The organism is Kaistia soli DSM 19436, from assembly GCF_900129325.1.
In the GTDB taxonomy this organism is placed as follows: Bacteria; Pseudomonadota; Alphaproteobacteria; order Rhizobiales; family Kaistiaceae; genus Kaistia; species Kaistia soli.
In genome coordinates this window covers 673416-691284 of sequence record NZ_FQUP01000003.1, presented here as the reverse complement: position 1 = coordinate 691284, position 17869 = coordinate 673416, and the positions used below count along the sequence as shown (strand labels likewise).

Below are 17869 nucleotides of genomic sequence, written 5' to 3'. Positions count from 1 at the left end.
CGCTGCCATGAACTCGAAAGCCAATGATGCGGGCGCCGAGATCCTGGCGACACCGGCGGAAGGAGATGCGGGGGGGCTTCGCATCCCCCGCCACGTCGCCATCATCATGGACGGCAATGGCCGCTGGGCGCAGGGCAGGGGTCTCACGCGCACCGAGGGTCATCGCCGCGGCATGGAATCCGTCAGGACCGCGGTCGAGACCTCGCGTGAGCTTGGCGTCTCCTATCTGACGCTGTTTTCCTTCTCTTCCGAAAACTGGGCGCGGCCACCGCTTGAGATCCAGTTCCTGTTCGGCCTGCTTCGCCTCTTCATCCAGCGCGATCTGGCCGACCTTCACCGCAACGACGTCCGGGTCCGTGTCATTGGCAACCGGGTGCGCCTTGCGGCCGATATTCGGGCGCTGCTCGATCAGGCGGAGACGCTGACCTGCCATAATCGCGGCCTGACGCTGGTGATCGCCTTCAACTACGGGGCTCGCGACGAGATCGCCCGCGCCGTCCGCGCCATCGCCGAGGACGTCGCCGTGGGCCGCGTCGCCCCTGACGCCGTCGACGAGGCGATGATCGCCGCTCATCTCGATACCGCTTCGATGCCGGATCCTGATCTTGTCATCCGGACCAGCGGCGAAATGCGGCTCTCCAATTTCCTGCTCTGGCAGGCCGCCTATGCCGAGTTGGTTTTCATGCCGCTCTTCTGGCCCGATTTCGATCGCGCTGCTTATCTCGAGGCCGTCAAGGAATATTCGAACCGCGCACGCCGCTTCGGCGGCATCGCTGCGCGGAGAAGCACTTGACCGAGGATAGGCATCCGGCGCCCGCATCCGCTCCAACGGGCCGCAACGCCGATCTTGGCGTGCGCCTGTTATCGTCGGCCGTGTTGGTTCCGCTGGCGCTCGTGTGCGCCTGGTTCGGCTCATGGCCGACTTATGGTCTTGCCGCGGCCGGTGCGATGATCGTGTTCGCCGAATGGGCTTATGTGGTCGATCGCTCCGAAAGCCTGCTGCCGCGGCGCCCGGCCGTCGTGCTCGGTGCGGTGTTCGTCGGCCTCGCCAGTCTCGTCGCCGGTTCGAGCGGCGTCATCGCCGCGGTGGCAGTCGCCGCTGCCGGCGTGCTCGGCGTCGCCGCGCTTGGACGCTCCGCGTGGCTGGTCGCGGGCGTCGTCTATGCCGCCATGCTCGGCATTCCCATCGCGGCGCTCCGGGCCGACCCGGCGCACGGCTTCCAGGCGCTGCTGGTCTTGCTGGTCCTCGTCTGGGGCACCGACAGCTTCGCCTTTTTCGCCGGCCGCTCGATTGGCGGCCCGAAGCTCTGGCCGCGCGTGTCGCCGAAGAAGACGTGGTCGGGGTCGATCGGCGGGCTGGTCGGCGGCGTGGCGGCGGCTTTGGTGGCTGCGGCCCTTTCCGGCGTGGCGGTGACGATCGGCCTTGCCGTGCTGCTGGTCTTCCTCTCGCTGGCCAGCCAGGCTGGCGATCTCTTCGAGTCTGCCGTGAAGCGGCATTTCAACAAGAAGGACTCCAGCGGCATCATCCCGGGCCATGGTGGCATGATGGACCGGGTCGACGGCCTCGTCTTTGCCGGCGCTCTTGCGCTTGCCGTGGGATGGCTGCATTCCGGAGCCGATCAGATTGCCGCCGGAGTTCTCATCTGGTGAAAACACCCGTCTCCCTCGGCCGCACGCCCGCTCCCGCAGGCAAGCCCCGCCGGATTTCGATTCTCGGCGCGACAGGTTCGGTCGGCGCCAGCACGGCAGACGTCATTCTTGGCCGGCCGGACGCCTTCATCGTCGAGGCGGTGACGGCGGGAACCCGCGCGCGCGAACTCGCCGAGACCGCGATCCGCCTGAAGGCTCGCATCGCCGTCATCGCGGATCCAAATGGCTATGAGACGCTGAAGGCGGCCCTCGCCGGAACCGGTATCGAGGCCGCCGCCGGAGAGGCGGCGGTGATCGAGGCAGCATCCCGCCCGGTCGAACTCGTCGTCGCTGCGATCGTCGGCGCCGCCGGCCTCGCCCCGACGATCGCGGCAATTGACGCCGGTGCCGATATCGCGCTCGCCAACAAGGAATGCCTCGTCTGCGCAGGTGCTTTTTTCCTGTCGCGGGCGGAGGCTGCGGGCGTCCATATCCTTCCGGTCGATTCGGAACACAACGCCATCTTCCAGGCGCTTGAGGCCGAGAATATGCCGGCCGTCGAGAGCATTACGCTGACGGCCTCAGGCGGACCGTTCCGCCAGGCGCCGATCGATGCCATGCGGCGCGCGACCATCGCCGAGGCGCTCAACCATCCGCGTTGGTCGATGGGCCGGAAGATCTCGATCGATTCGGCGACGATGATGAACAAGGGCCTCGAAATCATCGAGGCGCACTTCTTGTTCGGGCTGCTATCCGAGCGCCTCCATGTCGTCGTCCACCCGCAATCGGTGGTTCATGGCTGGATCAGCTACGCCGATGGCTCGATCCTGGCGCAGCTGGGTGCCGCCGACATGCGCATCCCGATCGGCCATTGCCTCGGCTGGCCGAAGCGCTATCCGGCGACGACCAAGCCGTTCGATCTGGTGTCGGTCGGCAGCCTCACCTTTGAAAAGCCAGATTTGGAGCGCTTTCCAGCGCTGAGCCTGGCCCGCCAGGCCTTGTCGGGCGGCAATCGGGCGACCAATGTCTTGAATGCTGCCAATGAGGTAGCTGTCGAAGCTTTTCTGGCAGGCGAGATCGGTTTTCTCGACATCGCCGCGACAGTGGCCGAAACTCTGGATCATATGGCGGCGGCCTCGGGGTCGGTGTCGATCCAGTCGGTTGGGGCTGCGCTGGCGATTGATGCCGAGGGACGGCGTCTCGCGCGCGGCGTCATCGATGCCCGGCGGCGGCTCGAGGCAGTTTGAAGCGCGGTTCGCGCAAGAGGAGAGGGTTGTCTTCGCATGGAAGCTCTTGGCCAGATCGGTCATTTCGGAACCGGGACGCTCGGCTATCTGATCCCGTTCCTCTTTGTCCTCACCACGGTCGTCTTCTTCCACGAGCTCGGGCATTTCCTCGTCGCGCGCTGGTGCGGCGTCAAGGTCAAGGCGTTCTCGATCGGCTTCGGCCCGGAACTCATCGGCTTCAACGACAAGCGCGGCACGCGCTGGAAGATCTCGGCGATCCCGCTCGGCGGCTATGTCAAATTCCTTGGCGACGAAGACGTCGCTTCGACGCCCGATCATGCGGCGCTCGACAGCCTCACGGAGGATGAGCGGCGCGACACCTTTTTCGGGAAGTCGGTCTGGCAGCGCGCCGCGATCGTTGCGGCCGGTCCGTTCGCGAATTTCCTGCTTTCGATCGTCATCTTCGCCACGATCTTCACGCTTTACGGCCGCGAGGTAACGACCGCACGCGTCGACCAGGTCGTGCCGGGATCCGTCGCCGAGAAGGCCGGCTTCATGCCGGGCGACCTGATTCTCTCGATCGATGGATCGAAGATCGACACGTTCAACGATCTGCAGCGCATTGTTTCCACCAGCGCCGACCTGCCGCTGGCGGTGGTGATCGAGCGGGGCGGCCAGGCGCTGACCTTGTCGGCGACGCCGCAGCGGCGCGAGGTCACCGACCGGTTCGGCAATGTCCATCGCATCGGCCAGCTCGGTCTCTCGCGCGACGCTTCCGGCGGCAATGTGACGGTCGAGCGATTCAGCTTCCCGCAGGCGCTCGTCATGGGAGCGCAGGAGACATGGTTCGTCGTCGATCGAACCTTCGCCTATATCGGCGGGCTCTTTGCGGGACGCGAATCGACGGACGAATTGGGCGGCCCGATCCGGGTGGCACAGGTCTCGGGCCAGGTAGCCACCCTCGGCTTCGCCGCCCTCGTCAATCTGGCGGCGGTCCTCTCGGTCAGCATCGGCCTGCTCAATCTGTTCCCGGTGCCCATGCTCGACGGCGGCCATCTGCTCTTCTACGCCATCGAGGCCATCCGCGGGCGTCCGCTCAGCCCGCGGGCCCAGGACATCGGCTTCCGCATCGGCCTTGCGGCCGTCGTCATGCTCATGCTCTTCACGACATGGAATGATATCGTTCATCTGACGTCGCTATAACGAATGTCCGAAGCTGGTTGTGCGCCGCCACGAAGGGCGTGGCAGCACGGCAACGGACGGTTAAATTCTCCTGTGGCACTCTGGCCCTCGGCTTGCGATTGGGGTCAAAGCCTGCCACAAACTTTGAGAGTGGTTCAGTCTTGCAGGGCTTTCAGGCCCGGCAGAAGGCTGGAAAGTCGGAATCGAAAAGGGCGTTTGAACCCCATGTATTTGTTCAGGACTTTCACCCGGGGGGCAGCCCGCGCCGCGTTTTTGGCGATTGCGGCCCTGGTGCTGTTCGCGCATGTCTCGCTGATCGGTGCCACCGAGGCCCGTGCCGAGGTCGTCAACAGCATCGTTGTGCAGGGTAGTTCCCGCATCGATTCCGAGACCGTTCGAAACTACGTCACCATCCAGCCTGGCAAAAACTTCTCGGCGGAGGATATCAACGCCTCCGTCAAGGCGCTTTATGCGACCGGGTTGTTCTCCGACGTCAAGATCAACCGCCGCGGCAATCAGCTGGTGGTGTCGGTCAGCGAAAACAATATCGTCGGGAATGTGCGGTTCGAGGGCAACAAGAAGCTCAAGGACGACATGCTGACCTCGGTGGTCGAGACGAAGCCGCGCGGCGTCCTCAACGATGCCAAGCTGCAGAGCGACGTCGAGCGGCTGAAGGAGCTCTACAAGCGCAACGGCCGCGCTGAAGCCTCGGTCGAGGTGACGACGCAGCCGCGCGAGAATGGCCGCACGGATGTCACCTTCAAGATCAATGAAGGCACCCGCACCGGCATCTCGGCGATCAACTTCGTCGGCAACACGACGTTCTCCTCCGGTCGCCTTCGCAATGTGATGACGATCAAGAAGACGAACATCACGTCCTGGTTCTCCAAGCGCGACCAGTTCGACGATGCCAAGCTTCAGTCCGATGCCGAGCTGATCCGTCGCTTTTACATGCGGAACGGCTTTGCCGATTTCCGCATCGTCAGCACGGACGCCCAGTTCGACGACGCCAAGAACCGCTACACGATCACGATCACGGTCGACGAAGGCGCACGCTACCGTTTCGGCGCCGTCGCCGTTGACAGCTCGGTGCCCGACATCAACGGCCCGGCGCTGATGAAGTATGTGAAGACGAAGCCGGGTGCGGTGTTCAATTCGACCCTGGTGGAGAAGTCGACCGAGGCGATAAGCGTCGCGCTGCTCGAGCAGGGCCGCTCCTTCGCCCAGGTCCGCCCGCGTGGTGATCGCAACTACGAAAACCACACCATCAACCTGACCTATCTCGTCGACGAGGGTCCGCGCCTCTATGTCGAACGCCTCGACATCCGCGGCAACACGCGTACCCGTGACTATGTCATCCGTCGCGAGTTCGAGCTCTCGGAAGGCGATGCCTATAACCGCGTGCTGGTCGATCAGGCCGAGCGTCGGCTGAAGGCGCTTGGCTACTTCAAGTCGGTCAATGTGGCGACCCAGCCGGGCAGCTCGCCAGACCGCGTGATCATCGTCGTGAATGTCGAAGACCAGTCGACCGGTTCGTTCTCGGTCGGCGGTGGCTACACGACCGACAATGGCGGCGGCTTCATCGCCACCGTCGCTCTGACCGAGAAGAACTTCCTCGGTCGCGGCCAGTATCTGAAGGTCTCGGTTGGCGGCGGCGCTTCGGATCGCACGTTCAACCTTGCCTTCACCGAGCCGTTCTTCCTCGGGCGCCGCATGTCGCTCGGCTTTGACCTGCTCTACAATCAGGCCGAGGAAACGGACTATCGGCCGTACAACCAGAACACGGCTGGTGGCACGATCCGTCTGGGTCTGCCGATCACCGACGACTTCGACGTCCAGTTCAACTACAAGCTCTACCAGCGCAACGTCGTGTCGTGGGGCTCGAATTATATCCTCGACTGGCCGGCCTTCGCCGAACTCTACCCGCAGGGCGCCTGGATCAACTCTTCGGTCGGCTACACGCTTACCTATTCGACGATCGACAACTACCAGGAGCCCCGCAGCGGCGCGTTCGTTCGCTTCGCCCAGGACTTCGCCGGTGTCGGCGGCGACGGCAAGTTCGTCCGGTCGACGATCGATGCGCGCTACTACAAGGAGATCATGCCCGACTCCGATATCGTCGGCTTGATCAAGGCGGGCGCCGGTAACATCACCAGCCTCGGCGATGAGCCTGTCCAGGTTCTGGACAACTTCTACCGCGGCGGCGAGACGATCCGTGGCTTCGCATCGTATGGCTACGGTGCGCGCTATGTCGGCCTCGAAGACACCTACGCGATCGGTGGCACGAACTACTATAACGCCACGCTCGAGGTGCAATTCCCGCTGCCGGTCCTTCCCGAGGAGTTCGGCCTGCGCGGCGCGGTGTTCGCCGATGCCGGTACGCTGTTCGGCTACGATGGGCTCGAGGGTCTCGATATCGAGGACTCCTCGCAGATCCGTTCGTCCGTCGGCGTGTCGATCATCTGGAACTCGCCGTTCGGTCCGCTGCGTGGCGATTTCGGCCAGGCGCTCACCAAGGCCTCGTTCGACCAGACGCAGGTGTTCCGCTTCAGCGCTGGCACCCAGTTCTGAGATCGCCTATAGAAACGACAGGGACCGCCGGGCTCACCGGCGGTCCTTCGCGTTTTGAAAACCGTTCCCGGACTCCCGCCGTCATGGCCGATCCTGTTTTCTTTGTGCCGGCCTCAGAGCCGACTCTTGCCGAGATTGCGGCGCTGACCGGCGCCCGGCTCGCCGAGGGCGCGGATGGCGAGAGGCGCATATCGGGCGTCGCACCGCTCGATCTCGCGACTCAGTCCGACCTCACTTTCATCGATAGTCCCCGCTATCTGCCGCTGCTCGCCGAAACCCGCGCCGCGGCCTGTTTCGTCGGACCGAAGCATGTCGGCGCTGTGCCCTCCGGCGTCGTCTCGCTCGAAAGCCCGCGCCCGCATGATGCCTATGTGGCGGTGCTGCGGCTCATGTTCCCGGAGGCGCTCCGGCCTCAGGCACTGTTCGCGCCCGGGATTTCGCCGGGGGCCCATGTTCATCCGGATGCGCGGCTCGAAGCCGACGTCACGGTCGAGCCTGGCGCCGTCGTTGGCGCGGGCGTGGAAATCGGTCGCGGCAGCGTGATCGGGCCGGGCGCGGTGATCGGCCCTGGCGTCCGGATCGGGCGCGACAGCCACATTGGTGCCGGCACGACGGTCATCCACGCGCTTCTAGGCAACCGCGTCATCCTGCATCCGGGCGTCCGGATCGGGCAGGATGGTTTCGGCTATCTGATGAGCGGCAAGGGCCACGCCAAGGTGCCGCAGATCGGCCGCGTGGTCATCCAGGACGATGTCGAGATCGGTGCAAGCACGACGATCGACCGCGGTGCCAATCGCGACACGATCATCGGCGAGGGCACTAAGATCGATAACCAGGTGCAGATCGGCCACAATGTTCAGATCGGCCGCCATTGCGTGATCGTTGCGCAGGTCGGCATCTCCGGCAGCGCGACGCTCGGCGACTTCGTCGTCATTGGCGGGCAGGCCGGCGTCAACGGCCATGTCGTGATCGGAACGGGCGCCCAGGTCGCGGCGACGGCGAGCGTCAAGGACGATCTCGCCGCCGGCGGCCGCTATGGCGGCGCACCGGCCCGTCCGATAAAGGAATGGTACCGCGAAGAACTCGCGCTCCGGCGTCTCGCTCAGCGCGCCGTCGCGCCTTCCAAGGATGACGAGGGGAGAGAGGGTTGATGAGCGAGGAAACGAAGAGCCTCGGCAGCGCCGATATTGCGCGGATCCTTGAACTCCTGCCGCATCGCTATCCCTTCCTGCTTGTCGACCGGATCATTGAGATCGACGGCGATAACAGCGCGATCGGCATCAAGAACGTGACGATCAACGAGCCGCATTTCCAGGGCCATTTCCCCGGCAAGCCGGTGATGCCAGGCGTATTGATCATCGAGGGCATGGCCCAGACCGCCGGCGCGATCTGTCTCGCAGCCCGCGCGGGCAAGCCGCAACTCGTCTATTTCCTGACCATCGACAACTGCAAGTTCCGCAAGCCCGTGGAGCCGGGCGACGTGCTCGAATACCACGTCAAGAAGATCAGGAACCGCGGCAATCTCTGGCGTTTCCAGAGTGAAGCCAAGGTCGCGGGCGTCAAGGTCGCCGAAGCCGACATCAGCGCAATGCTGGTGGGGCAGTAACGGAGTTCCATGTCCACCATCCATCCCTCGGCGGTGATCGAAGACGGCGCCAAGCTTGGCGCCGATGTGAGCATCGGTGCATTCGCCTTTGTCGGACGTGATGTCGTCCTCGGCGACGGCGTCGAGCTTCGCAACCATGTCTCGGTTTCAGCCCATACCACGATCGGCGCGAAAACCGTCGTCAGCCCCTTCGCCTCGATCGGCGGTACGCCGCAATCGGTGCATTACAATGGCGAGCCGGGCACGATCTCGATCGGTGCCGACTGCGTCATCCGCGAGAATGTGACGATCAACTTCGGTTCGGTCGGCGCGCGCGAGACGAAGATCGGCGATCGCTGCTTCCTGATGACCGGCGTTCATGTCGCGCATGACTGCACCCTCGGCAACGACGTCATCCTCGCCAATTGCGCGACGATGGGTGGCCACGTCACCATTGGCAACAATGTCTTCATGGGCGGTCTTTGCGCCCTGCATCAGTTCGTGCGCATCGGCGATCATGCGATCGTCGGCGGGCTTTGCCCCGTCTGGCGCGACATCATCCCGTTCGGCGCGATCCGCGAGGGCGCTGAAGGGCTGGGCGGACTCAACATCATCGGCATGAAGCGACGCGGGTTCTCGCGGCCGCAGATCCAGAGCCTGCGCGCCGCCTATCGCGACCTGTTCTTCGGCCCCGGCTATTTCGTCGACCGCGTCGAGACGGTCGCAGAGCGTTATGCGGCCGATGAAAACGTCATGCATATCGTCGAGTTCATCCGGCAGCGCGGCAAGCGACGCATTACCGTTCCGCGCAGCGCTTCCGAGCATCACGACGACGAAAGCTGAGGCGCGGGCCGTGACGTCGGCCGCGTCGGGATCCGATCTTGCAGCCGCGCCGCTCGGCATCATATGCGGCGGCGGCGCCTTTCCCTTTGCCGTCGCCGAATCGGCCGTCCGCGACGGTCGAAAGGTCGTGCTGTTGCCGCTGCGGGGCTATGCCGATCCCGATGCCGTAACGCGCTCCGGGCTGCCGGCCGAATGGCTGAGCCTTGGCGCCGTCGGCGCGGCGATTGCGACGCTCCGCCGCTATGGCTGCCGGCAGGTCGTCATGCTGGGCTATGTCTTCCGGCCGCGCCTGCTGAGCCTCCGGCCCGACTGGACGATGCTGCGCGTGCTGCCGCGCTTCGTTGCGGCGCTGCGCGGCGGCGATGATCACCTGCTTTCGCGCGTTGGCGGCTTCTTCGAGGAGCAGGGCTTTCAACTTGTTGGCGCCCACGAGATTGCGCCGGATCTCTTGCTGCCTGCCGGCCAGCTCGGCCGTGTCGCGATGCGCCCTTCGGATGCCGAGGACGCACGGATCGGTCTTGATCTGGTGCGGACACTCGGTCCGTTCGATGTGGGGCAGGGCGTCGTTGTGGCGGAGCGCCACGTGCAGGCGGTCGAGGCGGCGGAGGGAACCGATCTGATGCTCGAACGCTGCGGCCATCTGCGCGCGATCGGCCGCGTCCGCTTGCCGGCGCGCACGGGCGTTCTCGTCAAGGCGCCGAAACCTGGCCAGGACAGGCGGCTCGATCTGCCTTCGGTCGGTCTCAAGACAATCGAAGGTGCTGCCGCGGCTGGCCTTGCCGGCGTCGCCGTCGAGGCGGGCGGCGTCATGGCTGTGGATGCCGCCGAGATGATCCGCCTCGCCGACGAAATAGGTCTCTTCATCGTCGGGCTGGACTCATGATTCTGCCGACGGCGCGGCCGCTTCGTGTGTTCATCCTTGCAGGCGAGGAATCGGGCGATGCGCTGGGCGGCCCGTTGATGGGCGCGCTTGCGGAGCGGGCGCCGGGTGGTGCCGCCTTTCGAGGCGTCGGTGGCTCTCGGATGACGGCGGCCGGACTGCAGAGCCTCTTCCCGATGGATGACCTGACGGCCATCGGCATCGGGGAAGTGGTCGGCAAGCTGCCAAAGCTGCTTGGCCGGATGCGCGAGACTGTCGGAGCAATCCTCGCCGATCCGCCGGATGTCCTCTTGCTTGTCGATGCGCCCGACTTCACTCATCGCGTCGCGGCGCGCGTGCGGCGGCGCCTGCCGTTCCTGCCGATCGTCAAATATGTTGCGCCGACGGTCTGGGCTTGGCGACCGGGCAGGGCGCGGGCGATGCGCGGCGTCATCGATCATGTGCTTGCGCTCTTCCCGTTCGAGCCGGCGGTAATGGCGCGGCTCGGTGGGCCGCCGACGACCTATGTCGGCCATCCCTTGCTGGGTGAGCTGGGGCGCCTTCGTCCAGGCCCCGATGAGATCCTGCGCCGTGACAGCCAGCCGCCTCGGCTGCTGGTCTTGCCGGGTAGTCGCAGGCGCGAGGTCGCGGCTCTGTCGCCGATTTTCGGCAAAGCGCTCGGCCGTCTGGTGGCCGCCGGTCAGGACGTGGAGGTGGTGCTTCCGACATTGCCGCGCCTTGAAGAGGCGCTGCATGCCGCAACGGCGGACTGGCCCGTGAGGCCGCGCATCGTCGTCGGCGAAGAAGCCAAGCAGGCCGCCTTCCGCACGGCGCGCGGGGCGCTGGCGGCGTCGGGGACGGTGACACTTGAACTGGCGCTCGCCGGCGTGCCGACCGTCGGGGCCTATCGCGTTCCCGCCTGGGAGGCCTTCATCGCCCGCCGGGTACTGACGACCCCGACCGTGATCCTGCCGAACATCATCCTCGGTGAGGTGGCGGTGCCGGAACTCCTGCAGGAGGATTGCGCGCCGGGTCCGCTCGCTGAAGCGCTGCTGCCGCTGCTCGCCGACGGCCCAGCGCGGGCCGACCAACTTGCCCGCTTCGCCCGCCTCGATGCGCTGATGAGCACGCATGGGGTTCCGGCGGAACATGTGGCGGCCGATACCGTGCTCGCCGCGATCGCCGAAAAGACGCGGGTTCCCTAGGTTTCCGCGGCGGCCGAACGGCGCCGCGCCCATCGCCATCGCCCGTCATGAATTGTTCGCCGGTTTTGTGCTTTTGTGCCAGCGAAGCTGGCCGGATCACGTTTTTCCGTGTCCCGCGCCTGCCTTTCAAACAATGCCGCCATGACCGTGCCGAACCCCAACCAACCGCCCCCGTCCGGACGTCCACCCACCGGCGTGATCTGGCTCTATCGCTTCGACCCGACCGGTCGGGCGCATGCGCGGCCTGTCGACGAGCCATTCGAGCTATTCGACCCGAATGACGGCTTTCTCTGGCTGCATCTCGATCTGGTGGACCGGCTGGTGCGCGACTGGATCGACAAGACGTCGGGCTTGCCTGCGGCGGCGCGGGCCGTGCTTCTGGCGACCGATGAGACGGCGCTGCTCGAATGCGACGAGGCGGCGGTCTGGGGCGTATTCATCGACACGATCCAGGATCCCGATGACGACACGTTGCGCGCGGCGCCGATGCGCTTTGTGCTTGGGGACGGGTTCCTGATTTCCGGGCGTCGTCATCCGGTGCGTTCCGCTGCTCTGATGCGCGGCCGCATCGATGCCGGCCATCTCGTCGGCGGGCCTGTGGCGCTCTTCGAGCTGATGATCGCGCAGGTCCTGCGCGCCATCTCGGAAACCCTGCGCGATCTTCGACTGACAGCCGATTCGATCGAGGACCGCGTTCTGGACGACCGGTTGCATGATGAGGCGCGGCGGCTCGCCCCGCTTCGGCGGACGGCGGTCCGCCTCCGGCGGCAACTCGCCGGCTTTCGCGGTATTTTGAGGCATTTCGCCGAGGAGCACGAGGACAACGAGATCCAGGCCGGCTCGCGAGCCGCAGCGGAGCGGCTGTTTCGTCGCATCGAGGCGCTCGATCAGGAGGTGCTGGAAATCCAGGATCGGGCGCGCTTCCTGCAGGACGAGATCGCAGCGAAGATTGCCAATAACACCAATCGCCATCTCTATGTGCTGTCGATCCTGACCGCGATGCTGATGCCGGCGACGCTGGTCACCGGCATTTTCGGCATGAACACCAGCGACCTCTGGCTCGAGCAGGGCGGTCACGGCACCATGGTGGCGGTGGCGATCGCCGGGGGCGCATCGGCCTTCGTGCTTTATCTGCTGCGCCGGCTCGGCTTCTTCGAATAGGCAGGCTTGTTCTGTCGACGGGCATGAAAAAGCCCGCCGCGAAGAATGCGGCGGGCCAGTCGACCTCCCGGCGAGCGGCGGGCCGCCGGAAGGTGTCCGTCAGCGACGCTTCGGCGCGGGCGCGCGGGCCGGCTGGCGGCCGGCGCGGGTGTCATCGCGCATCTCGTACCACATCGCATTCAAGATCGCGAAAGCGCAGGCGAGGCTGATGCCGAGGATCCAGGAGAAGTACCACATGGTGCCGTTGCTCCACTTTCAGTAGGCGTTGGGGTTTCGGCCGAGGCCTTCCGTCGTCACCTTGCCGCGCATCACGCGGTAGACGAAGCCGGTATAGACGAGGACGATCGGCAGGAAGATCAGGGTCGCCAACAGCATGATCCACAGCGTCAGATGCGAGGACGAGGCGTCCCAGACGGTGAGGCTGGCGTTCGGATCGAGCGAGGACGGAAGCAGGAAGGGGAACAGCGACAAGCCGGCAGTGGAGATGATGCCGGTGATCGCCGCCGCCGTGCCGATGAAGGCGAGGCCCGCAAGCCGGCGCGCATAAGCGAGGAGGGCAATGGCGCTGCCGAGGAAGCCGAGCATCGGGGCGATGATCATCCAGGGATGAGCGCCGTAGTTGGCGATCCAGGCGCCGGACTGCCGCACCACCGTCTTGGCGAGCGGATTGGAAGGCCCGGCGACGTCCTGCAGGCTGGTAACGACATAGCCCTCGAGCCCGAGCGCTACCCAGACGCCGCCGAGCGCAAACAGGACGATGGTCGCGAGCGCCGCATAGCTGCCATAGATGCGGGCCCGTTCGAAGATGGCGCCGCTGGTCTTCAGCATCACCATCGAGGCGCCGTGAGCAACCAGCATGGACAGGCTGACAAGCCCGGCCAGCAATGCGAACGGCATCAAGAGGCCAAAGAAGCCGCCCTCATAGAACGGGCGCAGCGAGTCGTCGAAGCGGAAGGGAACGCCGCGCAGGACATTGCCGACCGCGACACCGAAGATCAGCGCTGGAATGAAGCCGCCGACGAACAGCGCCCAATCCCACGTCTCCCGCCAACGCGGATCGGCGAGCTTGCTGCGGTATTTGAAGCCGACCGGGCGCAGGATGATGGCGATGAGGATCACCATCATGGCGAGATAGAAGCCCGAGAAGGATATGGCATAGAGCGTCGGCCATGCGGCGAAGATGGCGCCGCCGCCGAGGATCAGCCAGACCTGGTTGCCTTCCCAGACCGGGCCGATGCTGTTGATCACGATGCGTCGCTCATCGTCATTGCGGGCGACGAAGGGCAGCAGGGCGCCGACGCCGAGGTCGAAGCCGTCCATGATGGCGAAGCCGATCAGCAGCACGCCAAGCAGCAGCCACCAGATGAGCCGCAGCGTCTCGTAATCGAGAGGAACGAAGGGAATCATCGTCTGTGCTCCACTAGTGCTGCTGCGGACCGGCGAATGCCGCTTCGGGAAGGATGGTGCCGCCCTGCGGCTCCACCGGCTCGGCCGACGAAGGTCCCTTCTTGATCGCGTGGACCATCAGGTAGACCTCGACGATGGCGAGGCTGGTGTAGAGGACCAGGAAGATCGCCAGGCTGATCGAGAGGTCGACGAGGGTGAGGCCGGAGGCGGCGTAGAAGGTCGGCAGCACGCCTTCGATGATCCAGGGCTGGCGGCCGAACTCGGCGACGATCCAGCCGACCTCGATCGCGACCCAGGGCAGCGGCAGGCTGAGCAGCGCCACCCACAGCATCCAGCGCTTGTCTCCGAGGCGATGCCTGGACGCCGTCCAGAAAGCGACGACGAAGAATCCGATCAGGTAGAAGCCGAGTCCGACCATGATGCGGAAGGCCCAGAACAGCACGGGCACGTCCGGAATGGTTTCGTTGGCCGCCGCCGTGATGTCGGCCTCGGTTGCGTTCTCGATGTCAGGACGATGCAGCTTGAGAAGCAGGCCATAGCCGAGGTCCTTCCAGGTCTCGCTGAAGGTGGCGCGCGCCACGGCGTCGTTCTTGTCGGCGCGGATCTTCTGCAGCGCGGTATAGGCCGTGATGCCGTTGCGGATCTTGACCTTGGCATTGTCGACGAGGTTGACGATGCCCGGCAGTTCCTGGCTCAGCGAGCGCGTGCCGATGATGCCGAGCAGATAGGGGATTGAGATGGAGAAGCTGTTGTCTTGCTTCGCCATGTCGGGGAAGGCGATGAGGTTGATTGCGGCGGGCGCGGGCTCGGTGTGCCACATGGCCTCCATCGCCGCGACCTTCATCTTCTGGTTCTCGGTCGCGAGATAGCCGCTCTCATCGCCGAGCACGACGACGGAGAGCGACGCGGCGAGGCCGAAGCTGGCGGCGACTGCCATGGAGCGTTTGGCGAATTCGATATGCCGGCCCCGCAGCAGGAACCATGCGCTGACCGCGATCACGAAGACCGAGCCTGCGACGTAGCCGGCGCTGACCGTGTGGACGAACTTCGCTTGCGCGACCGGATTGAAGATCACGGCCATGAAGTCGCTGATCTCCATCCGCATCGTGTCCGGATTGAACACGCCGCCGACGGGGTTCTGCATCCAGCCATTGGCGATGAGGATCCAGAGCGCTGAGAAGTTGGCGCCGAAGGCAACCAGCCAGGTGACCGCGAGATGTCCGACTTTCGGCAGGCGATCCCAGCCGAAGAAGAACATGCCGATGAAGGTCGCCTCGAGGAAGAAGGCCATGAGGCCCTCGATCGCCAGCGGCGCGCCGAAAATGTCGCCGACATAGTGACTGTAGTAGGACCAGTTCATGCCGAACTGGAATTCCATGACGACGCCCGTGGCGACGCCCATGGCGAAGTTGATGCCGAACAGCGTTCCCCAGAACAGCGTCATCCGTCGCCAGATGTCGCGCCCCGTCATGACATAGACGCTCTCCATGATGGCGATCAGGAACGACAGCCCGAGCGTCAGGGGAACGAACAGGAAGTGGTACATGGCCGTGGCGGCGAATTGCAGCCGTGACAGCGTGACGACGTCGATGTCGAACATGGGCGATCCTCGAAACGTGATGATCGACGCTGACACGCGTTTCATCAGGCGATCTTGATCAGAATCAAGCCTGGCGCGGATGTCGCAGCGCCAGAGCGCCGATAGCGCGCGCGCGGACGACGTGTCGCAGCCCGGTCGTCAGCTCGCGGCGCTTGCAAGGGGAGCCGGCGAACCGCAAGTTCAGCTGCAGACTGCGTCGGAAACGGGGGGATGACGGAGATGGCGAGCCTTCTCGAGGCGTTCGAGCGCGCGGCAGCGGCCTCGCCATTGGTCAGGTTCGTCGACGTCGCGCTACGCGGGCTTGGCCAGGTGATGTTTCAGGACAATCCCCTGACCGGGCTGTTCTTCCTGCTCGCGATCATCTGGGGCGCAGTCTCGACGGGCCAGCCCTTTGTTGCGATCTGCGGCGTCCTCGCGCTTGTCGTGTCGACCGGCACGGCACTCGTCGTCGGCGTCGACAGGACAGCCTGGCGAGCCGGCCTTTATGGCTTCAATGGCGTGCTGACGGGCCTCGCGCTGGCGACCTTCCTGACGCCGGGGCCGATGCTGGTCGTCTTCGTGGTCCTCGGCGCGGCCATGTCCGTCATCGCGACGCTGGCGACCCAGCGTTGGCTGGCGGGGCACGGCATTCCGGGCCTGACATTCCCCTTCGTCGCAACCAGCTGGCTTTTCCTGCTCGCGAGTCATGGCTTCGCCGGCGTGTCAGGCGCCGGCCTGCCCGCGGGCGCGGTTACGGCACCGGCCGTCATGGTTGCGACCGATCCGCTGCACGTCGTCGACTTCGTCAGCGGAGTTGCGCTGAGCATCAGCCAGGTTTTCCTCAAGGACAGCCTCGTCGCGGCACTGCTGTTCCTGGCCGGCCTGGCTGTCTCGTCGATCCCTGCTGCGTTGCTTGCGGTGGCCGGCGCCTTGATCGCGGTGATCGTCGCGCATCTGGCCGGCGCCGAAAGCGAACTCGTCACCGGTGGCCTGCTCGGCTTCAGCCCCGTGCTGACTGCGGTCGCGCTCGGTTGCGTGTTCGCAAGACCTGCGCCACGCAACCTCAGCTATGCCGCTTTCGCCACCATCGTCACGGTCATTGCCCAAGTCGCGCTGAACGCTGCACTCGCGCCCGTTGCCTTGCCGGCGCTGACCATGCCTTTCGTGCTGATCACCTGGCTGTTCCTGATGGCGTGGCCGGCGGAGAAGCATTAGCCGCATCAGGCTTCTCGCGCCGAAACGCGATGATGATCGGCGCGAGCACCGAGGCGACGAGGCCAGCCGCGAAGCCGTTGTTGTAAAGCACAAGGCCTCCATGCAGGTCGCCGACGGCGAGTGCCGCCGAGGAATGCAGGAAGCCGGCGACGATGCCCCAAGGCCAGCCGAAGCGGCCGGCGATCGGCGCCAGCGTCGTGCCAAACAGAGCGGCGAGTTGAAGCGACGGCATATCCGCGTTCCACGGCTTGGCGAGCGTTCCGATGAACACGCCGAGCATCACCGGCCAGATATTGCCAGGGTGCTTTCCCGCGGCCGCGAAACCGACAATGGTCATGATGGCGCCGATCGTCGGGCCGTTGAGATCCCCGCCGACAACGAGGAGATAGGCCGTGCCGAGCGCGCCCGACGCGCCCATATTGACGAGCGTCGCGCCAAGGCCCGCGGCGCCGATGAAGTCGGTCGGCGCCTGGCCCGTCATCGCCAGGATCGTCCGGACACCACCGAGCGCGCCGCGATCCATCGCGAAACCTGCCGCCGCCAGCCCGGCGAAAATCAAGAACAGGAACACGCCGAGCCAGAGATTGTTGCCGCTCGTCCAGATGAAGACGGGGGCCGGCACGAAGCCATAGGACCGATAGAGCGCGACCACCAGCGTGCCGAGAACGCCAGCCGCGAAGCCCATATTGTAGAGGCTGAAGCCCATATGCGCCTTGAACAGCTGTGCGGCGACCGGCACCAGCACGAAACCCATGACGAGCCCGGTGGCGAGGCCGAGCGGCAGCGTCACCGTGAAGGGCAGTGTCGTCGAGAACAGGATCTCGGAGAAGATCGGCGCCAGCGCGCAGCCGAAGAAGGCGGTATTGGCATGGGCGGCGAACCGCTCGCCCTTGACCCGGCAATAGAGCCAGACGCCGCCGATAATCGGCCAGACATTCAGGAGGTTCTTGCCGAAAAGCCCGAAGCCGAGCGTCAAGAGCAGCGCGGCGACGGCGCCGCCGGTCATCTTGGCGCCCGCGATCCGGTAGATCAGGCATCCGATCAAGGTCAGCAGGCTGGCATTGACGAAAGCGGCGCCCATGCCGCCGACGCCAATATAGTCCGTGATCAGCGTGTCGCGCGCGAGCAGGATCTTGAAGAGGCCGGTGGCGATCACGCCGGGCCGGTCAGCGATGAGGCCGAACAGGAGGAATGCTGCGGCGATCGCCGCAACGACCAAAAGGACGCGGCCATCCTCGGCCGCTGCCGGACCTTCAGCCGCCGTCGCAGGGCGAACCCCAGTACCGCTCATCTCGCCGTCTCCCGTATCGTCCTGCCCGCCATGCCTCGTGCGCGCCGCCGCATTGATCCACGTCGGCGGCGGGTCACGCAACCGGCCGTGCATGGGTCCGCCTGGATGTCATGGAT

Annotated in this window: 16 protein-coding genes; 12 read left to right on the top strand and 4 right to left on the bottom strand. The window is 65.3% G+C overall.

The annotated features are described in order from the left end of the window. The first annotated feature begins 7 nt into the window (after window positions 1-7). From BUB39_RS16620 to BUB39_RS16570, 11 genes are all read left to right on the top strand, one after another. Window positions 8-793, top strand: coding sequence for an isoprenyl transferase (locus BUB39_RS16620; protein ID WP_073055434.1), 786 nt, complete (start codon window positions 8-10; stop codon window positions 791-793). Beyond that, window positions 790-1650 (top strand): phosphatidate cytidylyltransferase, encoded by an 861-nt coding sequence (locus BUB39_RS16615; RefSeq protein ID WP_073055432.1) that lies wholly within the window; start codon window positions 790-792, stop codon window positions 1648-1650. Before BUB39_RS16620 ends, BUB39_RS16615 begins: the two co-directional genes overlap by 4 nt. Continuing rightward, window positions 1647-2876, top strand: coding sequence for a 1-deoxy-D-xylulose-5-phosphate reductoisomerase (gene dxr / locus BUB39_RS16610; protein ID WP_073055430.1), 1230 nt, complete (start codon window positions 1647-1649; stop codon window positions 2874-2876). The genes BUB39_RS16615 and dxr overlap by 4 nt, the downstream gene beginning before the upstream one ends. A gap of 36 nt (window positions 2877-2912) precedes the next feature. Then, on the top strand, window positions 2913-4058 hold the full coding sequence (gene rseP / locus BUB39_RS16605; protein ID WP_073055428.1) for an RIP metalloprotease RseP: 1146 nt from the start codon (window positions 2913-2915) through the stop codon (window positions 4056-4058). 204 nt (window positions 4059-4262) lie between these two features. Then, window positions 4263-6608: an outer membrane protein assembly factor BamA gene (gene bamA, locus BUB39_RS16600; RefSeq protein WP_073055425.1), complete on the top strand. Its 2346-nt coding sequence runs from the start codon at window positions 4263-4265 to the stop codon at window positions 6606-6608. A gap of 83 nt (window positions 6609-6691) precedes the next feature. Further along, entirely contained in the window at window positions 6692-7759 is a 1068-nt protein-coding gene (lpxD, locus tag BUB39_RS16595; protein ID WP_073055423.1) for a UDP-3-O-(3-hydroxymyristoyl)glucosamine N-acyltransferase, read from the top strand. Continuing rightward, complete coding sequence (gene fabZ, locus BUB39_RS16590; protein WP_073055421.1) at window positions 7759-8214, top strand: 3-hydroxyacyl-ACP dehydratase FabZ; 456 nt, start codon at window positions 7759-7761, stop codon at window positions 8212-8214. The genes lpxD and fabZ overlap by 1 nt, the downstream gene beginning before the upstream one ends. A gap of 9 nt (window positions 8215-8223) precedes the next feature. Then, window positions 8224-9036, top strand: a complete 813-nt coding sequence (gene lpxA, locus BUB39_RS16585; RefSeq protein WP_073055419.1) for an acyl-ACP--UDP-N-acetylglucosamine O-acyltransferase — start codon at window positions 8224-8226, stop codon at window positions 9034-9036. Between the two features lie 10 nt (window positions 9037-9046). Next, window positions 9047-9919 (top strand): LpxI family protein, encoded by an 873-nt coding sequence (locus tag BUB39_RS16580; RefSeq protein ID WP_073055417.1) that lies wholly within the window; start codon window positions 9047-9049, stop codon window positions 9917-9919. After that, complete coding sequence (lpxB, locus tag BUB39_RS16575; protein ID WP_073055415.1) at window positions 9916-11100, top strand: lipid-A-disaccharide synthase; 1185 nt, start codon at window positions 9916-9918, stop codon at window positions 11098-11100. Before BUB39_RS16580 ends, lpxB begins: the two co-directional genes overlap by 4 nt. Window positions 11101-11241: 141 nt before the next feature. Further along, window positions 11242-12261: a CorA family divalent cation transporter gene (locus BUB39_RS16570; protein WP_073055413.1), complete on the top strand. Its 1020-nt coding sequence runs from the start codon at window positions 11242-11244 to the stop codon at window positions 12259-12261. 99 nt (window positions 12262-12360) lie between these two features. Here BUB39_RS16570 and cydX read toward each other — a convergent pair whose 3' ends face one another. Genes cydX through BUB39_RS16555 form a run of 3 tightly spaced genes read right to left on the bottom strand, consistent with a single transcriptional unit; the run spans window position 12361 to window position 15268 of the window. Continuing rightward, entirely contained in the window at window positions 12361-12498 is a 138-nt protein-coding gene (cydX, locus tag BUB39_RS16565; protein ID WP_073055410.1) for a cytochrome bd-I oxidase subunit CydX, read from the bottom strand. Window positions 12499-12516: 18 nt separating this feature from the next. Then, entirely contained in the window at window positions 12517-13668 is a 1152-nt protein-coding gene (gene cydB / locus BUB39_RS16560; protein ID WP_210187088.1) for a cytochrome d ubiquinol oxidase subunit II, read from the bottom strand. Window positions 13669-13681: 13 nt separating this feature from the next. Next, window positions 13682-15268, bottom strand: coding sequence for a cytochrome ubiquinol oxidase subunit I (locus BUB39_RS16555; RefSeq protein ID WP_073055408.1), 1587 nt, complete (start codon window positions 15266-15268; stop codon window positions 13682-13684). Window positions 15269-15487: 219 nt separating this feature from the next. On the opposite strand from BUB39_RS16555, the gene BUB39_RS16550 reads away from it, so the two are divergent. Continuing rightward, complete coding sequence (locus BUB39_RS16550; protein WP_084527540.1) at window positions 15488-16462, top strand: urea transporter; 975 nt, start codon at window positions 15488-15490, stop codon at window positions 16460-16462. Here the strand turns inward: BUB39_RS16550 and BUB39_RS16545 are convergent. After that, the gene (locus BUB39_RS16545; protein WP_073055680.1) at window positions 16419-17753 is read right to left on the bottom strand and encodes a DUF1576 domain-containing protein; all 1335 of its coding nucleotides are present in this window, start codon (window positions 17751-17753) and stop codon (window positions 16419-16421) included. The two genes, BUB39_RS16550 and BUB39_RS16545, sit on opposite strands and share 44 nt — an antisense overlap. Window positions 17754-17869: the final 116 nt, after the last annotated feature.

What these genes read in the sequence shown, in the direction of transcription:
- BUB39_RS16620 (WP_073055434.1), top strand. Translation starts at nt 8, where the DNA reads ATGAACTCGAAAGCCAATGATGCGGGCGCCGAGATCCTGGCGACACCG.
- rseP (WP_073055428.1), top strand. Translation starts at nt 2,913, where the DNA reads ATGGAAGCTCTTGGCCAGATCGGTCATTTCGGAACCGGGACGCTCGGC.
- bamA (WP_073055425.1), top strand. Translation starts at nt 4,263, where the DNA reads ATGTATTTGTTCAGGACTTTCACCCGGGGGGCAGCCCGCGCCGCGTTT.
- lpxD (WP_073055423.1), top strand. Translation starts at nt 6,692, where the DNA reads ATGGCCGATCCTGTTTTCTTTGTGCCGGCCTCAGAGCCGACTCTTGCC.
- fabZ (WP_073055421.1), top strand. Translation starts at nt 7,759, where the DNA reads ATGAGCGAGGAAACGAAGAGCCTCGGCAGCGCCGATATTGCGCGGATC.
- lpxA (WP_073055419.1), top strand. Translation starts at nt 8,224, where the DNA reads ATGTCCACCATCCATCCCTCGGCGGTGATCGAAGACGGCGCCAAGCTT.
- lpxB (WP_073055415.1), top strand. Translation starts at nt 9,916, where the DNA reads ATGATTCTGCCGACGGCGCGGCCGCTTCGTGTGTTCATCCTTGCAGGC.
- BUB39_RS16570 (WP_073055413.1), top strand. Translation starts at nt 11,242, where the DNA reads ATGACCGTGCCGAACCCCAACCAACCGCCCCCGTCCGGACGTCCACCC.
- cydX (WP_073055410.1), bottom strand. Translation starts at nt 12,498, where the DNA reads ATGTGGTACTTCTCCTGGATCCTCGGCATCAGCCTCGCCTGCGCTTTC.
- cydB (WP_210187088.1), bottom strand. Translation starts at nt 13,668, where the DNA reads ATGATTCCCTTCGTTCCTCTCGATTACGAGACGCTGCGGCTCATCTGG.
- BUB39_RS16555 (WP_073055408.1), bottom strand. Translation starts at nt 15,268, where the DNA reads ATGTTCGACATCGACGTCGTCACGCTGTCACGGCTGCAATTCGCCGCC.
- BUB39_RS16550 (WP_084527540.1), top strand. Translation starts at nt 15,488, where the DNA reads ATGGCGAGCCTTCTCGAGGCGTTCGAGCGCGCGGCAGCGGCCTCGCCA.
- BUB39_RS16545 (WP_073055680.1), bottom strand. Translation starts at nt 17,753, where the DNA reads ATGAGCGGTACTGGGGTTCGCCCTGCGACGGCGGCTGAAGGTCCGGCA.